An 18,265-nucleotide genomic window follows, 5' to 3' on the forward strand; every position below is an offset into this window, starting at 1 on the left:
GAGCTATGCTAAGCCGCCCCGGCGGCGGTTGGCGTAGGTGCACATGCCGTGCCGCTGTAGGAGTGATTGAGTGTGCGTCCGCGTACGGTGCGGCGCGCGGCTGCGTGCCAAGCTGGCATCTGACAAGGAGACCGGCATGACGGATATTCGACGGGGTCAGGCGCCAGCACAGCTGGGCCGCGATGAGTTTCACCTGCGTTTCATGCGCTCGTTCGAGGATCCGGCGTTTGAGCCGGTGCGCGAGGCGCTGGCGCAAGTGGAGCAGGTAGCATGGCGCAATTATGACGCGGGCCGTAAAGCGCCCCGCACGCGGAAGGCGGGGCCGGGGTTTGCCGATCCTGAGTATGAGCTGTCGGTGGAGTGGACGGCGACGCGCGACCGGCTGCTGGCGGCAGAGAAGCGGCAGAAGGATGCGCAATCGCCATCGCGGGTGCTGCTGATTATCGGCGCGGCGCGCAATGATGGCACTTGTCCTGGCGAAGTCTCCAAGACCTGGCGCATGGCCGGCTGGGCGCGCGAGGTGCTGGAGGCGGCCGATATCGAGGTCGATGTGCTGGATCTGAGCCTGCTGACATCCAGCTACGATTTGCATATCCACCCCTGCAAGGGCTGCGTGTCGACCGCCATGCCGCTGTGCCACTGGCCTTGCAGCTGTTATCCCAATCATGCGGAGCGTCAGACCAGCGACTGGATGGCCGAGATTTACGAGCAGTGGGTGGCGGCGCATGGCGTCATCATCCTGACGCCGACCTACTGGTATCAGGCGCCGTCCGTCCTCAAGCTGATGATAGACCGGCTGGTGTGCGCCGACGGCGGCAATCCCGATCCCACCACCACGCATGGCAAGAAGGCGGCTGAGGCCAAAGCGCTGGAACTTAAGGGCTGGGACTATCCCAAGCATCTGGCAGGGCGTGCTTATGGATTGGTGGTACATGGCGATGTGGCGGGTACGGAGAGCTTGCGCCGCAATCTGGCGGATTGGCTGGACTGGATGGGCTTAATCGATGCCGGTCAGCAGTCGGCGCTGGATCGCTATGTCGGCTATTACGAATCGTACGCGGAGAGCCACGCGGTACTCGATCAGGATGAGAAGTTCCAGCAGGAGGTGAGGAATGTGGCGCAGGCGGTAGCGGTCGCGGTGGGGCAGTTGCGCAGCGGTTGGCTCAGCAAGCCGGACGCCGAAGTGGTGCCGGCGCGGCCGAAGTAACGGCTCAACGCTTGCGCGCCAGCGTCAGGCCATCGCTGAGCGGCAGCAGCGACAGGTCGACGCGCTCGTCGAAGTGCAGCTTGATATTCAGGGTCTGGATGGCGGCGGTATCGTCGTTGTCGGCGCGCTCGGTGACGCGGCCGCTGCGCAGCGTGTTATCCAGCAGGATCAGGCCACCGCGCCGCAGCAGCTGCAAACAGCATTCATAGTAGGCGTCGTAGCCAGTTTTGTCGGCGTCGATGAAAGCGAAATCGTACAGGCCAGCTTCGCCATCCTTCAGGCGTCCCTGCAGAGTGTCCAGCGCCGGGGCGATACGCAGGTCGATCTTGTCGGCCACGCCGGCCTGCTGCCAGTAGCGCCGCGCCACATCGGTGTATTCCTCACTGATATCGCAGGCCAGCAGACGGCCGGCCGGCGGCAACGCCAGCGCCACCGACAGCGCGCTATAGCCGGTGAACACGCCCACCTCGATGGCATTGTGCGCCCCCATCAGCTTGACCAGCAGCGCCATGAACTGCCCCTGTTCTGGCGAGATCTGCATGCTGGCGTGTTCGTGGCCGCGGGTAGCGTCGCGCAAGGCGCTCTGCGCCGGATGCTCACGCAGCGAATGCGAGAGCACGTAGTCGTACAGCGTATCGGTCAGGTTGAGCGTGCGGTTGGACATGCTGCTGTCTCCTCCGTGATGATACGAAGTAGTTTAGCAGCGTCCTCGAAAAAGCGCCTCACGCTTGGCGGCCGACCACCACCCGCGAGAAGCTGGCGACGCTGGCCACGCCGGCAAACACCGCCGCCAGCGCCAGCGCATAAGTAGTGCCGCGCGTCGCCGAGATAGTGAAGCAGTAGGCCACCAGCGCCGCGCCGGTGGCCTGGCCGATCAACCGCGACGTGGCGACGATGCCGCTGGCGCCACCCGCGCGCGAGGCCGGCGCGCTGCCCATGATGGCTTTCAGATTAGGTGCCTGGAAGAAGCCGAAGCCGACGCCACACCAGGCCATGCGCCAGCCGATGTCGAACACCGACGGCTGCGCCGGCAGCATCAGCATCGCCACCAGGCCGGACGACAGCAGCGCCAGACCGATGCCGCCCAGCGCGCCGGGCGAGTAGCGGTCGCTGAGACGGCCGGCGATCGGCGCCATCACGCCCACCAGCACCGCCCAAGGCGTCATCAGGAAGCCGGTTTCGATCGGCGAGCGGCCCAGCGTGGTTTCGAAATAAAACGGCAGCGAGACAAACGCCAGGCCTTGGGCGGCAAAAGTGCATACCGCTGTTAGCGAGGACAGCGCGAACAGCGGCCGCTTGAACAGATCCACCGGCAGCATCGGCGCGGCGTGGCCAGCCTGGCGGCGCAGCAGCAGCCCAAAGAACACCAGCGTGGCGATCAGCTCCGGCAGCAGCTTGTGCCAGCCTTCCTGGTGGGCGGCGTCACCGAAGGTCAGGATCAGCAGGCCGAAGGCGATAACGTTGAGGATGGCGGTGGGGCCGTCGATCTTGTGGCCGGCGCGTTCGGTGTGCGGCAGCGCGCGGCGCGCCAGCAGGATCGCGGCCGCGCCCAACGGCACGTTGATGGCAAACAGCCATGGCCAGGTGGCGACGGCCAGGATCAGCGAAGCGGCGGTGGGGCCGACCGCGAACGACACCGCCACCACCAGCGAATTGAGACCGAAGCCACGTCCCTGCAGCTTGGCGGGGAAGATGGCGCGCAGCAGCGCCGTGTTCACGCCCATCATGGCGGCGCCGCCGACGCCCTGGAACAGCCGCGCCACCACCAGCGAGGGCAGCGACCAGGCCAGCGCGCAGGCCAGCGAAGCGGCGGTGAACACGCACAGGCCGAAGATACACACGCGGCGATAGCCGATCACCTCGCCCAGCGCGGCAAACGGCAGCAGCGTGGCCACCATGGCCAATTGATAAACATTGATAATCCAGACCGAGGCGGCTGGCGTGGTGTGCAACTGGTCGGCGATGGCGGGAAGGGCGGTATTGGCGATGGCGGTATCGAGCGAAGCCATGCCGACGCCGATGGCGACCGACAGCATGGCAAGACGCCGCGCATCCGGCGGCAGACCGTCGCGCACGGGCGTGCCATTATCCTGAGTATTCATATGATGTCCGATGCAAGGTGAAGCGAGCCCTCCATTGTCGCGGAAAACCGCAATTCTTGCTGGCGACCAATGTCCACTAATGTCCACTTCGGGGTCAGACCCCGAAGTGGACATTATCTCGCGCACGACTCAATGTCTAGTTTCGGGGTCTGACCCCGAAGTAGACCTTGAAGTGGACACGGGCTCAGGCGGTGCTGCGCAGGTCGGCGCAGGCTTTGTCCAGCGCGGCTTCGACGTCGGGCAGCATGTCGATCACTTCGACCAGGTCGCCAGCGGCGGCGGCGCTTTCCATTTCGTGGCACAGCGTGTGCAAATGGGTGGAATTCAGGTAGCCGGCGCTGCCTTTCAGCGCGTGGATCGCGGCTGCCGCCGCGCTGCTGTTGCCGGCGATGACGGCGGCGCGCGCGCTCTCCAGCCGGCGCGGGGCTTCGTCCAGGAAGGCTTGGGTGATGCGCTGCATGTGTTTGTGCGATAGCCCGGCCAGCGGCGTGATTTGTACCGTGTCGTTGCCGGCGCAGGCAATCGGCGCGACGCCGAACTGTTCGTCCAGCGATTCGGTGCGCTCGGCCGCGAGACGGGCGGCGTCGGTCGGCCGCAACTGGCGGCCACGGCTCAGGTGCTGGGCGATCACTTTTTCGACCTGGTCGTACAGCAGCCGTTCGTCCACCGGCTTGCTGAGGAAGCCGTCCATGCCGACCGCCAGATAGCGTGCGCGGTCATGGTCGCTGGCGTTGGCGGTCAGCGCGATGATGGGGATGACCGGGTCCAGCACGCGGTAGTCTTCGTTGCCGCCGGCGCGGATCACGCGCGTGGCCTGTTCGCCGTCCATCATCGGCATGCGGCCGTCCATCAGCACCAGGTCGTAGGCGGCGGTGCTCAACGCGTGCAGTGCCTGCAGGCCGTTTTCAACGATGCGGATGTCGTGCCCCATGCCTTCCAGCAGGGTGCTGACGATGATCTGGTTGGTGCGCACGTCTTCCGCGCACAGCACGCGCAGGCGGTAGGCGTGATGTTCCTTGCGCGGCAGCTTGGACGCATCCTGCGCCGGCGCCGCGCCCTGTTCCAGCGGCAGCGTGAAGCTGAAGGTGGAGCCGGCGCCCACCCGGCTTTCGACCGCGATCGCGCCACCCATCAGTTCCACCAGTTCCTTGCAGATGGCCAGACCGAGGCCGGTGCCGCCGTAGCGGCGCGTGGTGGAGTGGTCGGCCTGTTCGAATTTCTGGAACAGCCGTGGCAGCACTTCGGGCGGGATGCCGGGACCGGTGTCGCTGATGTCGAAGCTGACGCTGGTGCGGCCTTCGGTGGTCATCAACGCCGAGGCGTCCAGCCGCACTTCGCCGCGGTCGGTGAATTTGATGGCGTTGCCCAGCAGGTTAAGCAGGATCTGGCGCATGCGCGTCGGGTCGCCGCGCACGTAGCGCGGCAGGTCCAGCGCCAGCTCGCTGCGCAGCAGCAGGCTCTTGGCGTCGGCCTGCTGCTGCAGGATGCCGATGGCGTCGTCGATCAGCGCGATCAGGTCGAAGTCTACGGTTTCTATCGACAGCCGGCCGGCGTCGATCTTGGAGAAGTCGAGGATGTCGTTGAGGATGGCCAGCAGCGACTCGCTGTTCTGCAGGCCGATGCGCAGATACTCTTCGGTCCTGCCGCGCACCGACTGGTCGCGCATGGCGAATTTGATCATACCGATCACGCCGGCCAGCGGGGTGCGGATGTCGTGGCTCATCGCTGAGAGGAAGTCGATGCGGTGGCGGCTGACGATTTCCGCGTGCTCCTTGGCCTCGGTCAGCTGGGCGGTGCGTTCCTTGACGCGTTGTTCCAGGTTGTTGCGCAACAGGCGGATCTGGTCGGCTAGCGCAAACGCCAGCAGCACGCCGTCCAGTGTACCGCCCAACAGTGTGAACAACTGGGCGTTGCTGACCACCGCTGGAATCAGGCCGACGTTGGCCGGCAGGATCAGCAGGCCCGGTATCATCAGCGCGACGAAGCCCAGCACGAAGAAGCGCGCCGGATAATAACCGCTGCGCCAGACGATGATGCCGCTGGCCAGCGCCATCGTCATCCAGATGGTGATGACGATGGTGGCGATGGTGTGCGCATAGCTGAGCGCCAGGAAGCAGCTTGGTAGCGTCAGCAGCGGCAGCACCAGGTTGATGCGGCTGAGCAGATACAGGCGCGGCGCGGTTTCCTTCAATCGCAGGAAGGTGGTGTAGAACAGCGTGCTCAGTACCGGCAGCAGGAAGAACGGTACGTAGTGCCAGTGCAGGTTGTGCCAGCCGAATAAATCGGCCGTCATGTGGAAGGTCATGCCCCAGGCGACGGCGTAGCACAACACGTACATCGAGTAGTACAGCGAGGAGCGGTCGCGCGTGATCGAGTAAATGAAGAAATTGAACACGGTGAGCGCCAGCAGCGCGCCCACCGAGCCGATAATCAGCACGTTTTCATTCGCCACCAGTTGCTGGTAGTCGGGACGTGGCAGCACCGAGAACACCGGCGTGCGCGCATAGTAGGGACTGGAGAAGCGGATCAGCACCTGGTAGCGTTGGCCCGGCGCCAGGTCGATGTCTTTGCCATAGTGGAGCATGTAGGCGTGCGGCTGGCGGTAGCCGGTCAGCATCTGGCGGATGCTGCCATCCTGGCCGTAGATCTGGATGTCGACGATGTCGATCAGCGTGTCGTTGGGATCGATGACCCAGTTGCCGTTGCGGCTGTCGTTGCGCAGCTCCGCGTACAGCCAGTAGCCGCCGCCCAGCAGATTGACTTTGCCGGCCGGCTGCAGGCGCGCCAGCATGGCTGGAATGGCGGCGGCATCGACCGGATAGGGTTCGCCATGGTCGACATACAGGCGGCCGCTCTTGGCCAGATCGATGCTGCTACTGGCCAGGGCGATGGGCGCGTCCGGTGCGGCCTGCGCGCGTGTGGACGTGAGGCTGGTAAACAGCGCGCAGATGAGCAATAGGAGTAGCAGGGCGTGGCGGCGCAGGCAGGCAGTGGGATGATGCATCATGCTTGCTTTACTCATTCGTGATCCGTGCGCCGGCTGTCCGTAAAAGATAGTGCTTCATTTTAAACGAGAACTTGGCGGCTTGGTATGATACTGGCTTTGCGTCATAGGAAAATATCTTGTTAATCTCACCAGAACAATTCTTGGGATTTCTCGGCGCCGCGCTGCTGATTACGATTTCGCCAGGGCCGGACAATTTGATGGTGCTGAGCGTGGGCATGTCGCGCGGCCGCCGTCAGGGCATGATGTTTGGCCTGGGTTGCGCGCTGGGCTGCCTGAGTCACACGATTCTGGCCACGCTGGGCGTGGGGGCGCTGATCAAGGCGTCGCCGCTGGCTTTCACCGCGCTGAAGGTGGCGGGCGGGCTGTATCTGATCTGGCTGGGCTGGGGCGCCTTGCGCAGCCATGGCGGTGCGCGCGTGGAGGGTGCTGGCTTGCCTGACGAAAGTCTGCGCAAGCTGTTTGCCAAGGGGCTGTTCGCGAATGCGATCAATCCCAAGGTGGTGTTGTTCTTCCTGTCGTTCCTGCCGCAGTTTGTGCTGGCCGAGCGCGGCGACGCCAGCTGGCAGACGGCGCAACTGGGATTGCTGTTCACCGCGCAGGCGGTGCTGGTGTTTGGCTTGCTGGGTTATTTCTCGGGCGCGGTGGGGGCGTGGATCAATCGCACGCCGGCGGCCGGCAAGTGGATGGATCGTGTGGCCGGCGCGATTTTCGTCGGCCTGGGTTTGCGGCTGATCGTGGCTCGCTAAAAAAAGTTTGTTCGGGGGACGCACGATGTCATCATGGCGTCATGCAGCGCTGAGATACTGTCTTTGCTCTTTCAAGTCTCTCCCGATTTGAAACTTTCGGCCCGCGCCTTTTGTGCTGCGGGCCTTTTTTTTATTTTGCGCTTATTTTGCGCTGAGGTCGAAGCGCAGTTCCATCTCGTCCTGCACCGCCATGGCACCGGCCATCACGGAAAACGGCGTCAGCCCGAAATCGCTTTGTTTCAGGTTGACTGTGCCCTTGACGTTGATGCTGCCATTTTCTTCGCGCAGCTCGACCGGTATCGCCAGCGTGCGGGTGACGCCGTGCAGTGTGATGGACACTTGCAGCGGCTGGCCGTCCGCCATGCGTTCGGCGTGGATCTGTACCAGCGGATAGTGTTCGGCATCCAGTACCTTGGTCAGCATGTTGTGGCGGGTGCCGGCGATGGCGTCGGCCGATGGCTGCTTGCCCAGCCCCGCGATCTGGCGCAGGTCCGCTTCGTCGACGCTCATCTCATCGAGGCGGAACTGGAAGTCGGCGCGGTTTTCAGATGGCGAGACGGTGCCGCTGATGGTGCGCGCGGCCACCACATGATCGTGCCCCAGTCGCGCCAGCACGCCACCGCGCCGCACGGTGACGGCGATCAGCGATTGCGCGCTGTCGATGCGTAGCAGCGGACCGGCGGTCGGCGCCTGCGGTGCCGGTGGCGCTGGCGAGGCAGCGGCTGGCGTGGCGATGATGGCTGGTGGCGCAACGTCCGCCGGCGGCGCCGAGCTGCACGCGGTGATCGCGGCCAGCGCCACGGTGGTCAATGTGAAAGTAAAGGTCTTGTGCGTCATTTGGCCGTAACAATGTCCTATTAATATCGCGCGGCTGATCCCAGCGTGCTCCCGTCGATCCCGCATCCAGGCTGATGCCGGACATCACAGAGTATTGCTCAGCAGGCTGGCCGGTGGCCTGAAGCACCGGCACCAATTCCCCGCTCCCTTCCTGACCCACTTCCTGACTCATTAAGTAACCTTAATGAAGTCCTAAGCCTAAGCTTGCGCATCGGTGGCAAAGTAGCACCCATAGCGCGAGGCCAAGCCCAGCGCCCGGTTGCCGGACCGACAAGCCCGGCACAAATTTCGTCCCGATGGCACGATAGCCAGCGGACCCGGAACATCCCCACGCTCTCGAGCGTTTTGCGACCAGCACCATCTCACGATGATGCTGGTTTTTTTTTAGCCGGCGTGCCGCGCCAGCCATTGGTCGATCTGCGGCAGGCGCTGCGCGCGCACCTTGATGCGATACTCGACCGATGCAATCGCCGTGTTGGTGTCGCTATGCGCGCCGGCCGGCAGATACTTGCTGGCGTAGGCGCGCAGCTTGCCTGTCATGGCCGGATCGGCCGAGCGGTTGCCCAGTGCCGGGAAGTAGCGGCTCAGCGAACCCGCTTCCACCTTGTTTTCCAGCTGGGCGTAGTGGGCCATGGCGAAGTCGAACGCCAGGTCCGGATGACGCACCGACACCGCGCGCACCATGGCCGCGCCCAGCGTTTCGCCCGGCTCGTCGCTCAGCGCCAGATCCAGCGCGCGCTGCGCCAGTGCGGGATCACGGCTGGAGCCCAGCAGCTGATACAGCTCAATGCGCACCATGTTCACCTGCTCGGCCTTGGCGGCGGCATGCAACTGATCCCAGGTGGCGGCATCGGCGCTGGCGGCAATCACGGCCAGCACTGGACGGCGCAACGCGGCCGACAGCACATCCTTGTCGCTCAGCGAGGCGGCGTAACGGCGGCGCGCTTCCGCGACCACACTGTCATCGCCCATTTTGCCCAGCGCCTTGATCAGCGTCTCGCGCAGATTGGCGACCGGCGGCGCCTCGTCAGCGGCGGCATCCCAGCCGATGCGGGCCAGCACCGGCGCCAGACGGCTGCGCGCAAAGCGTTCCAGTGCCGCGCGCTGTTGCGGCTTGCCTTCGTAATCGTCGCTCAGCGCCGACAGCTCCTGCGCTATTTTGTCCCATACCTGCGGCGCGGCGTCGAGCGGCGTGCGGGTGGCCAGTTCCAGGAAGTTGGAGGCTGGCTCGTGGCCTGCCATGCCGAGCGCCCAGGTGTCGGACAGCAGGCCCAGTTGGTCGATCGGCTGCAGCGCCGCAAAGCTGTTGGCCAATGCCGTGAAAGCGGATGGCGCATACAGCGCGCGGTAGTAGCCGCTCTGGCCAGCGTTGACCAGCACCGCGCCGCAACCCGGCAGCGTGAGGCTGGCCTTGCCGCCACTGACCACGGTGCGGGCGGTGGCGCCGCCCACGGTCTGCGCCAGCACCGGCACACGCCAGCGCAGTGGCTTCTTGTGTTCCTGATCGCGGCTGTATTCGCCCTGGGTCAGCTGGACCGTGGTGCTGCCGTTTTTGCAAACGGCGGCCGACACGCTAATCAGCGGCACGCCTGGCTGCAAGGTGAAGTCGTGGGCGATCGCGGTCACCGGCTTGTGCGCGGCCTTTTCCATTTCCCGCCACAGATCGTCGGAGACGGTGTTGGTATAAGCATGCTTGGCCATGTAGCTGCGTACGCCGGCGCGCCAGGTGTCGTCGCCGACATATTCTTCCAGCATGCGGATGACGGCTTCGCCCTTTTCATAGGTGATGTCATCGAATGCCTGGCTGGCCTGTTCGACGGTGCTGACATGCTGCACCACCGGGTGGGTGGTGGCCAGCGCGTCGCGTTCCATCGCGTTTGCACGCGTGCCCACCAGGCGCAGGTTCCAGTTCCATTCCGGATGCAGGCGGTGGGTGGTGCGCGATTCCATCCAGGTGGCGAAGCCTTCGTTCAGCCACAGGTCGTCCCACCACCCCATGGTGACCAGGTCACCAAACCATTGGTGGGCGATTTCGTGGGCGGCAAACGAGAAGCTGGTTTGCTTGTCCGACAGCGTGGAGGTACGCGGGTCGAGCAGCATGCCGTATTCGAAGGTGAAGATCGCACCCCAGTTTTCCATCGCGCCGAACGACTCGCTGCGGCCCGGCGCGGCGATGTTGTCCAGCTTGGGCAGCGGGTATTTGACGCCGAAGTAGTCGTTGTACTCTTTCAGCACCACGCGCGAGGTGTCGAGCGCGAACTGGGCCTGCGCCAGCGCGCCTTTTTGCGTGACCACGCCCAGCTCCACGCCATCTTCCATGGCGGTGGCGCGGTCGAATTCGCCCAGGCCGAAGAACAGCAGGTAGGTCGACATGCGCGGCGTGGTGGCGAAGCGCACCAGTTCGCGGCCGTCGGCCAGCTTGCTGCGCGAGGTGACCGGCATATTCGATACCGCCTCCTGGCCAGCCGGGATGGTGGCTTCCAGCGCGAAGGTAGCTTTGTACGAAGGCTCGTCCCACGACGGGATCATGCGGCGTGCGTCCGAGCTTTCGAACTGGGTGTACAGCGCGCGCTTTTTGGCGCCGCCGTTTTCATAATCAAGCGCGAACAGGCCAAACGGCTGGGTGCCGATCATGCCGGTGTAATCCAGCTTGAGTTGGTAGCTGCCCGGTTGCAGCGCCTCGGAAAATTGCACGGTGACGGTCTGCTGGTCGGCGTCGACGCCGATCTTGCTGGCCGCCTGGGTAGGCTTGCCCGGTCCGGCGCTGATGGCGGCGGCGCTGAATTTGAGGTCGGCCGCGTTCAGCGTCAGGCTTTTGGTGGCCTGTTTGACATCGAGTGCGATGGTGACGCTGGCGCTGAAACTGCTGTTGGCGGCGTCCGGCGTCAGCGACAGCGCGTAATGGGTCGGAACGGCGTTGCGGGGAAGCTGGGTGGTGACTTGCGCGGCTTTGGCGACTGGTGCGGTGGCGGCCAGGGTAGGGGCGCCAGCGGTCAGTCCCAGCAGCGCCATGACGGCGAGCGAAATCAAACTGCGTTGCATTGCTAATCCTTTGTGATTTTTCGGTAGCCTTGTGGGCAAGCGAGCAATCTACGGCGAAGCGTGAGCGCTGTCAAATCCCAAATGGGATTATGATAGAGCGACACAGAACGTTACAAATAAGGATACAAAGGCGGAGACATGATAGACCTGTACACGGCCGCGACCCCGAACGGCCACAAGATCTCGATCGCGCTGGAAGAACTGGAACTGGCTTACACGTTGCATGCGCTGGACCTGTCCACAGGCGTGCAGAAAGAGCCCTGGTTTTTGGCGATCAATCCGAACGGCCGCATTCCGGCCATTGTCGACCGCAGCGAAGATAACTTCGCGGTGTTCGAATCCGGCGCCATCCTGATTTATCTGGCGGAGAAGACCGGCGAGTTGATGCCCACCGACTTCAAGGGCCGCTCGCAGGTGCTGCAATGGCTGATGTTCCAGATGGGCGGCGTCGGCCCCATGATGGGACAGGCCAATGTATTCCACCGCTACTTCCCGGAGAAGATACAGCCGGCCATCGACCGCTATCAGGGCGAGAGCAAACGCCTGTTCCGGGTGTTGGACGCGCATCTGGCGCACCACGAGTATCTGGCTGGTGACTATTCGATCGCGGACATCGCCAACTGGGCCTGGGTGCGTACCCACAGCTGGTCCGGCGTGACGGTGGACGATCTGCCGCATCTGCAGCGCTGGCTGGACCTGATCGGCGCGCGGCCGGCGGTGCAGCGCGGTATACTGCTGCCGCCGCGCGCTGAGCGCACCGACCCCACCACCGTGCGCACCATGCTGGAGACAGGACAATCCCGATGAAATTTTATACTTCCTCGCGCGCACCGAACCCGCGCCGGGTCGCCATGTTCCTGGCAGAGAAGGGGCTGGCCGTCGAGCAGGTGCAGATCGACTTGGGTGCGGGACAGCATCGCAGCGCCGACTACCTGGCGCGCAATCCCTTCGGCCGTGTGCCGGCGCTGGAGCTGGACGACGGCCGTGTGCTGTGCGAAACCCGCGCCATCTGCAGCTGGCTGGAAGGCCATGTGCCGGAGCCTAATTTGATGGGTGAGGGCTTCGACGAACGCGCCTTCGTCGAGATGGCGGACCGGCGCGTTGAGCTGCATCTGTTCTTTGGCATTGCCAACTGCATCCGTCATACGCATCCCGGCCTGGCGGCGCTGGAGCAGCCGCAGTTTCCCGATTTTGGCACGGCGCAGGGCGAGAAGATGCGCGAGACCGCGCGCTGGCTGGATCAGACGCTGGCCACGCAACCGTTTGTGGCCGGGCAGCGCTTCACGATTGCCGACATCACGGCGTTTTGCGCGCTGGAGTTCGCGCGCGGCCTGATGAGGTTCCGACCGGGGCAGGAAGACATGCCGCACCTGCAGGCGTGGCGCGATCGCATCGCGGAGCGGCCCAGCGCATCGGCTTCATATTAGGCGATACGCTTGTACCAGGACTGGTGCGCTAGTAGCGGACGATAGTGGCGCAGCAGCGGGTCGTGTTCGTCCAGCTGCTGGTCCAGCGCCAGCGTGCCGAATGGCGCCAGACTGTCGTCGAACAGCTGCAGCACGCGCTTGCGCAACGATGGCCCGAAGTCGGGCAGGGCGCGCTGGCCTAATATCATCTGGAATTCGTTGAACGAGGCGTCGGTGACCAGGTTGTACTGGGCCCAGGTGATACGGCTGTTCAGATGCGGCTTGAGCACGGCCCGCATGCCGTCGGCGCTGACGTCGAAATAGTCGATCAACTTGCCGGTGCCGCCGCTGCGGATGTAGTTCCCTTGCAGTTCGCCCAGCCGCGCCATCGGCAGGCTGGCCTGCTGGACTTCGGCCAGCATGGCGTCGCTGGCGACGGTGGCGTAGATTTCGGTACGCTGGGCCAGATGTTCCTGTTCCAGCAGCACGGCCAGCGTCCACGCCTGCTGCACGCCGGCGCAGTCGGCCAGCCACACCCGTGGCAGTGCGACGCCGTGCAGGCAGACGCCCAGCGAAAATCGCAGCATGGAGACTTCCAGCGCGTCGTCGAACATCTGTGCCGGGGCCACATACAGCGCGCGCAGCAGGGCGTCGCAGACGACGGCATCGTGCAGCACGCGTGCCTGCAGGGCGGAGATCGTGGACAGGCCCAGTTCCGCGCGTATTCCCTGTACCTTGCGCAGTACCACCATGCGCTCGTACCCACGGTAGTCATAGCCGTGGCACTGGAACAATGCTTCCAGCAGCAGCTCCAGTTCCAGTTCCTCGACCGAGGCCGGAGAATGACGGCGCTCGCCGCCGACGCTGATGATGACCGGGCCGGTCCCACGGTTCGCGCCCGCCGCAGCGTGCGGCGGTGCGGCGTCCGCCAGCGCCTCGGGCGGCAGCGCTTCCGCGCGCAGCAGCTCTTCGGCGTCGCCGCGCAGCGCGGCCTTGATGGAGGCAAACAGGGTAGACATCAGTGCAACCACACGCGCATCAGCGACAGCAGCTGGGCCACGTCCACCGGCTTGGTGATGTAGTCGGAAGCGCCGGCCGCGATACACTTGTCGCGGTCACCCTTCATCGCCTTGGCGGTCAGCGTGATGATGGGCAGCGACCGGAATTTAGGGATGCGGCGAATTGCCCGCATCGTATCGTAGCCGTCCATCTCCGGCATCATGATGTCCATCAGGACGATTTCGATGGTCGGATCGCGCTCCAGTACCTCAATGCCATCGCGGCCGTTTTCGGCAAACAGCACATGCATCTGCTGCCGCTCCAGCAGAGACGACAGCGCGAAGATGTTGCGCAAGTCATCGTCAACGATCAGTACTTTGCGCCCGGCCAGACCGCCTTCCGCCGCATGGATCTCTTCCAGCATGCGGCGTTGCGCCTCCGGCAGGCTGGCCTGCGAGCGGTGCAGGAACAGCGCCGTCTCGTCCAGCAGCCGCTCCGGCGAGCGCGCATCCTTGATGACGATGGTCTTGGCGTAGCGTTTCAGCTTGGCGACCTCCTTGCGGTTCAAATCCTTGGCGGTGTTGATCACGATCGGCAGATCGCGCAGCGATTCGTCCTTGCCGATGATATCCAGCAGGTCGAAGCCGCTGATGTCGGGCAGCGTCAGGTCCAGCACCATGCAGTCGAAATGCTGCTCGCGCAACGCGTCCAGCGCCGCCTGGCCGGTTTCCACTGCCACGATGTGCAGGTCGGCATCGCCGATCAGCGCGATGATGGAGTCGCGTTGCGCCAGCTCGTCATCCACCACCAGCAGGCTGCGTTTGCCGCCCAACAGGAATTTCTGGATGCGGCTGAATTCCTCGGTCAGGGCTTCCTTGCTGACCGGTTTATTCAGATAAGAGATGGCGCCCAGCCGCAGCGCGCGTTCGCGCTCGCGCAGCGACGACATCACGTGTACCGGAATATGGCGCGTGCTCGGGTCGCGTTTCAGGCGGTCCAGCACCGTGAAGCCATCGATGTCCGGCAGATCCAGGTCCAGCAGAATGGCCGATGGCAGATAGTCGCGCGCCAGGCTCAGGGCCGAATCGCCCTGCATGGTGACGATGCCCTTGAAGTTCTTCTCGCGCGCGAAGCCCAGCACGATCTGCGAGAAGCGCTCGTCATCCTCGATGATGAGCACCGACGGATCGCCCGGCGCCACCAGTCCACGGTCATCGCTGCCGCTGTATTCATCCAGATCGGCATCCAGCTCGCTGAGTATCGTGTCGTGATCGGCCAGCACCAGCTCCGCCTGCTGCGGTGGTGTGTACAGCACTTGCGGCGCCGGTGTTGGCAGACGTACTTGCGGCGCGCGCACCGTGTCGTAGTTGATGAAGCCAGCACGGTTATACGGCAGGAACAGCGTGAAGGTGGAGCCATTGCCGACCACTGATTCAACGCGGATCTCGCCGCCCAGCAGTCGCGCCAGTTCGCGCGAAATCGACAGACCCAGGCCGGTGCCGCCGTATTTGCGGGCGGTGGAGCCATCGGCCTGCTGGAACGCTTCGAAGATCAGCTGCAGCTTGTCGGCGGCGATGCCGACGCCGGTGTCGTTGACCGCGAACGCCAGCACCGCGTCCGCGTGCAACAGGTTGGCGTGGTCGCTGGAGAAGCCGCTGCTTACCATGCTGATGACCAGCGAGACCTGGCCATGGGTGGTGAATTTGAAGGCGTTCGACAGCAGGTTTTTCAGCACCTGCTGCAAACGCGTGGTGTCGGTCATCATCGCGGTCGGCAGGCTGTCCTTCAGCTCCACCGAGAAGCCCAGGTGCTTGGCCTCCGCCATGTGACGGAAGGTGCGCTCCACGTAGTTGCGCAGATTCTGGAAGCGGTACTCCGACACGTCCAGTGTGACGGTTCCGGACTCGATCTTCGACAAGTCCAGAATGTCGTTAATCAGCGTTAGCAGGTCGGAGCCGGAGCCGTGGATGGTCTTGGCGAATTCCACCTGCTTGCCGGACAGGTTGCCGTCCGGGTTGTCGCCCAGCTGCTGCGCCAGGATCAGCAGCGAGTTCAGTGGCGTGCGCAGCTCGTGCGACATATTGGCCAGGAATTCGGATTTGTACTTGGACGACAGCGCCAGCTGGGTGGCTTTTTCTTCCAGTGCCAGTTTGGCTTGCTCCACCTCGCGGTTTTTGCGTTCCACCTCGATGTTTTGCTCGGACAGCAGACGGGCTTTTTCCGCCAGTTCCTGGTTGGTCTGCTGTAGTTCCTGCGCCAGCGACTGCGACTGCGTCAGCAGCGACTCGGTACGGCTATTCGCCTCAATGGTGTTCAGCACCACGCCGATCGATTCCATCAGTTGGTCGAGGAAGGACAAGTGGGTTTCGGTGAAGCGGTCCAGCGAGGCGATTTCGATCACTGCTTTCACCTGCTGCTCGAACAGAATCGGCAGCACCACGATATTGGTCGGCGGCGCCGCGCCCAGGCCGGACGACACCACGATGTAATCGCGCGGCACGTCGGTCAGCCAGATGCGCACCTTCTCCAGCGCGCACTGGCCGACCAGCCCTTCGCCCGGCAGGAAGGAGGTGGGCAGCTTGCGGCTGGAGCGGTAGCCGTAGCTGGCGATCATGCGCAGGCGGGCGTCGCTGTCGCCGGAGTCCATCATGTAGAACACGCCGTGGTGGGCCGACACCAGCGGTGCCAGCTCGGACAGAATCAGCTTGGTCACCGCCTGCAGGTCGCGCTGGCCCTGCAGCAGACGGGTGAAGCGCGCCAGATTGGTTTTCAGCCAGTCCTGCTGGGCGTTCTTCAGCGTGGTGTCCTTCAGATTTCGGATCATCTCGTTGATGTTGTCCTTCAGGTAGGACACCTCGCCGCGCGCTTCCACCTGAATGGAACGCGACAAGTCGCCGCGCGTCACGGCGGTTGCCACTTCCGCGATCGCGCGCACCTGGTTGGTCAGGTTGGCCGCCAGCTGGTTGACGTTTTCGGTCAAGTCCTTCCAGGTGCCGGCCACGCCGGACACGTTGGCCTGGCCGCCCAGCTTACCTTCGGTGCCCACCTCACGCGCCACCCGCGTCACCTCGGAGGCGAAGGAGGACAATTGGTCCACCATCACGTTGATGGTGTCCTTCAGTTCCAGGATCTCACCCTTGACGTCCACCGTGATCTTTTTCGACAGGTCGCCGCGTGCCACGGCGGTGGTCACCGCCGCGATATTACGCACCTGGCCAGTCAGATTGGACGCCATGAAGTTCACATTGTCGGTCAAGTCCTTCCAGGTGCCGCCGACGCCCGGCACGTAGGCCTGGCCACCCAGCTTACCTTCGGTACCCACCTCACGCGCCACCCGCGTCACCTCGGAGGCGAAGGAGGACAACTGGTCCACCATCACGTTAATGGTGTTTTTCAGTTCCAGAATCTCGCCCTTGACGTCCACCGTGATTTTCTTCGACAGGTCGCCGTTGGCCACGGCGGTGGTCACGTCGGCGATGTTACGCACCTGGCCAGTCAGGTTACCCGCCATCGAGTTCACACCGTCGGTCAAGTCTTTCCAGGTGCCGGCCACGCCCGGCACGTTGGCCTGGCCGCCCAGCTTACCTTCGGTACCCACTTCGCGCGCCACCCGCGTCACTTCGGAGGCGAAGGAGTTCAGCTGGTCCACCATCACGTTGATGGTGTTTTTCAGCTCCAGAATCTCGCCCTTGACGTCGACCGTGATTTTTTTCGACAGGTCGCCGTTGGCCACGGCGGTGGTCACGTCGGCGATGTTACGCACCTGGCCGGTCAGGTTACCCGCCATCGAGTTCACCGAGTCGGTCAAGTCCTTCCAGGTGCCGGCCACGCCTTTCACCTGCGCCTGGCCGCCCAGCTTACCTTCGGTACCCACCTCGCGCGCCACCCGAGTCACCTCGGAGGCGAACGAGGACAGCTGGTCCACCATCACGTTGATGGTGTTTTTCAGTTCCAGAATCTCGCCCTTGACGTCCACCGTGATTTTTTTCGACAAGTCGCCGTTGGCCACCGCCGTCGTCACGGCCGCGATGTTACGCACCTGGCCAGTCAGATTGGACGCCATGAAGTTCACATTGTCGGTCAAGTCCTTCCAGGTGCCGCCGACGCCCGGCACATATGCCTGGCCGCCCAGCTTACCTTCGGTACCCACCTCGCGCGCCACCCGCGTCACTTCGGAAGCGAAGGAGCGCAACTGGTCCACCATCACGTTGATGGTGTCCTTCAGTTGCAGGATCTCGCCGCGCACGTCCACCGTAATTTTCTTCGACAAGTCGCCATTGGCCACCGCCGTGGTCACCTCCGCGATGTTACGCACCTGCGAGGTCAGGTTACCGGCCATCGAGTTCACCGAGTCGGTCAAGTCTTTCCAGGTGCCGGCCACGCCTTTCACCTGCGCCTGGCCGCCCAGCTTACCTTCGGTACCCACCTCACGCGCCACCCGCGTTACCTCGGACGAGAACGACGATAACTGCTCCACCATGGTGTTGGCGGTCATCGCCGCGCGCAGGTACTGGCCTTTCAGCGGATGGCCGTCTACTTCCAGCGCCATGGTCTGCGACAGGTCGCCTTTCGCCACCGCGCCGATCACGCGCGCCATCTCGGTGGTGGGGCGCACCAGGTCATCGATCAGCGTATTGACGGAGCTGATGATGGTGGCCCAGCCGCCGGTGGTGTTGGTGGTTTCGGCGCGCTGCGTCAGCCGTCCCTCGCGGCCCACCACCCGGCTGACCTCCGTCACCTCGCGCACCATGCGCGCCTTGGTGTCGATAATGTCGTTCAGCGTATCCGCGATCTTGCCGGCCATGCCGATCCAGTCGGCTGGCATGCGCACTGAAAAGTCCCCTTTTTTCAGTGCCATCAACGTGGACAGCAAAATCTTTGCGTCCAGCTGTTCACCCATGTCGGTCATATTATTCATT

At 63.9% G+C, this 18,265-nt stretch carries 11 protein-coding genes; 4 read left to right on the forward strand and 7 right to left on the reverse strand.

The window, feature by feature from the left end:
• Nucleotides 1-136 precede the first annotated feature (136 nt).
• Entirely contained in the window at nucleotides 137-1,207 is a 1,071-nt protein-coding gene (locus GJ699_RS11935; RefSeq protein ID WP_154376415.1) for a flavodoxin family protein, read from the forward strand.
• A 4-nt stretch (nucleotides 1,208-1,211) separates the two neighbouring features.
• Here the strand turns inward: GJ699_RS11935 and GJ699_RS11940 are convergent, their stop codons facing one another.
• The 3 genes from GJ699_RS11940 to GJ699_RS11950 form a co-directional block, all read right to left on the reverse strand.
• The gene (locus GJ699_RS11940) at nucleotides 1,212-1,871 is read right to left on the reverse strand and encodes a class I SAM-dependent methyltransferase (RefSeq protein ID WP_154376417.1); all 660 of its coding nucleotides are present in this window, start codon (nucleotides 1,869-1,871) and stop codon (nucleotides 1,212-1,214) included.
• Between the two features lie 58 nt (nucleotides 1,872-1,929).
• Complete coding sequence (locus GJ699_RS11945) at nucleotides 1,930-3,309, reverse strand: MFS transporter (protein WP_154376419.1); 1,380 nt, start codon at nucleotides 3,307-3,309, stop codon at nucleotides 1,930-1,932.
• Nucleotides 3,310-3,493: 184 nt separating this feature from the next.
• Nucleotides 3,494-6,331, reverse strand: coding sequence for a hybrid sensor histidine kinase/response regulator (locus GJ699_RS11950; protein ID WP_154376421.1), 2,838 nt, complete (start codon nucleotides 6,329-6,331; stop codon nucleotides 3,494-3,496).
• Between the two features lie 101 nt (nucleotides 6,332-6,432).
• On the opposite strand from GJ699_RS11950, the gene GJ699_RS11955 reads away from it, so the two are divergent.
• Complete coding sequence (locus tag GJ699_RS11955) at nucleotides 6,433-7,062, forward strand: LysE family translocator (protein ID WP_154376423.1); 630 nt, start codon at nucleotides 6,433-6,435, stop codon at nucleotides 7,060-7,062.
• 141 nt (nucleotides 7,063-7,203) lie between these two features.
• Here GJ699_RS11955 and GJ699_RS11960 read toward each other — a convergent pair whose 3' ends face one another.
• Together GJ699_RS11960 and GJ699_RS11965 are read right to left on the reverse strand one after the other, a co-directional pair.
• The gene (locus tag GJ699_RS11960; protein ID WP_154376425.1) at nucleotides 7,204-7,899 is read right to left on the reverse strand and encodes a YceI family protein; all 696 of its coding nucleotides are present in this window, start codon (nucleotides 7,897-7,899) and stop codon (nucleotides 7,204-7,206) included.
• Nucleotides 7,900-8,283: 384 nt separating this feature from the next.
• Nucleotides 8,284-10,941, reverse strand: coding sequence for a M1 family metallopeptidase (locus GJ699_RS11965; RefSeq protein WP_154376427.1), 2,658 nt, complete (start codon nucleotides 10,939-10,941; stop codon nucleotides 8,284-8,286).
• Between the two features lie 138 nt (nucleotides 10,942-11,079).
• Here GJ699_RS11965 and GJ699_RS11970 point away from each other — a divergent pair, with 138 nt between their 5' ends.
• Nucleotides 11,080-11,748 carry a glutathione S-transferase family protein gene (locus tag GJ699_RS11970; RefSeq protein WP_154376429.1) on the forward strand — a complete coding sequence of 223 codons (669 nt, stop codon included), beginning with the start codon at nucleotides 11,080-11,082 and terminating at the stop codon, nucleotides 11,746-11,748.
• On the forward strand, nucleotides 11,745-12,368 hold the full coding sequence (locus tag GJ699_RS11975; RefSeq protein ID WP_154376431.1) for a glutathione S-transferase family protein: 624 nt from the start codon (nucleotides 11,745-11,747) through the stop codon (nucleotides 12,366-12,368). The genes GJ699_RS11970 and GJ699_RS11975 overlap by 4 nt, the downstream gene beginning before the upstream one ends.
• On the opposite strand, the gene GJ699_RS11980 is transcribed toward GJ699_RS11975, so the two are convergent.
• Nucleotides 12,365-13,366, reverse strand: a complete 1,002-nt coding sequence (locus tag GJ699_RS11980) for a CheR family methyltransferase (protein WP_154376433.1) — start codon at nucleotides 13,364-13,366, stop codon at nucleotides 12,365-12,367. The two genes, GJ699_RS11975 and GJ699_RS11980, sit on opposite strands and share 4 nt — an antisense overlap.
• On the reverse strand, nucleotides 13,366-18,264 hold the full coding sequence (locus GJ699_RS11985; RefSeq protein WP_154376435.1) for a HAMP domain-containing protein: 4,899 nt from the start codon (nucleotides 18,262-18,264) through the stop codon (nucleotides 13,366-13,368). Before GJ699_RS11985 ends, GJ699_RS11980 begins: the two co-directional genes overlap by 1 nt.
• Nucleotide 18,265: the final 1 nt, after the last annotated feature.

Origin of the sequence: Duganella guangzhouensis (assembly GCF_009674535.1) — a bacterium.
Lineage (GTDB): Bacteria > Pseudomonadota > Gammaproteobacteria > Burkholderiales > Burkholderiaceae_D > Rugamonas > Rugamonas guangzhouensis.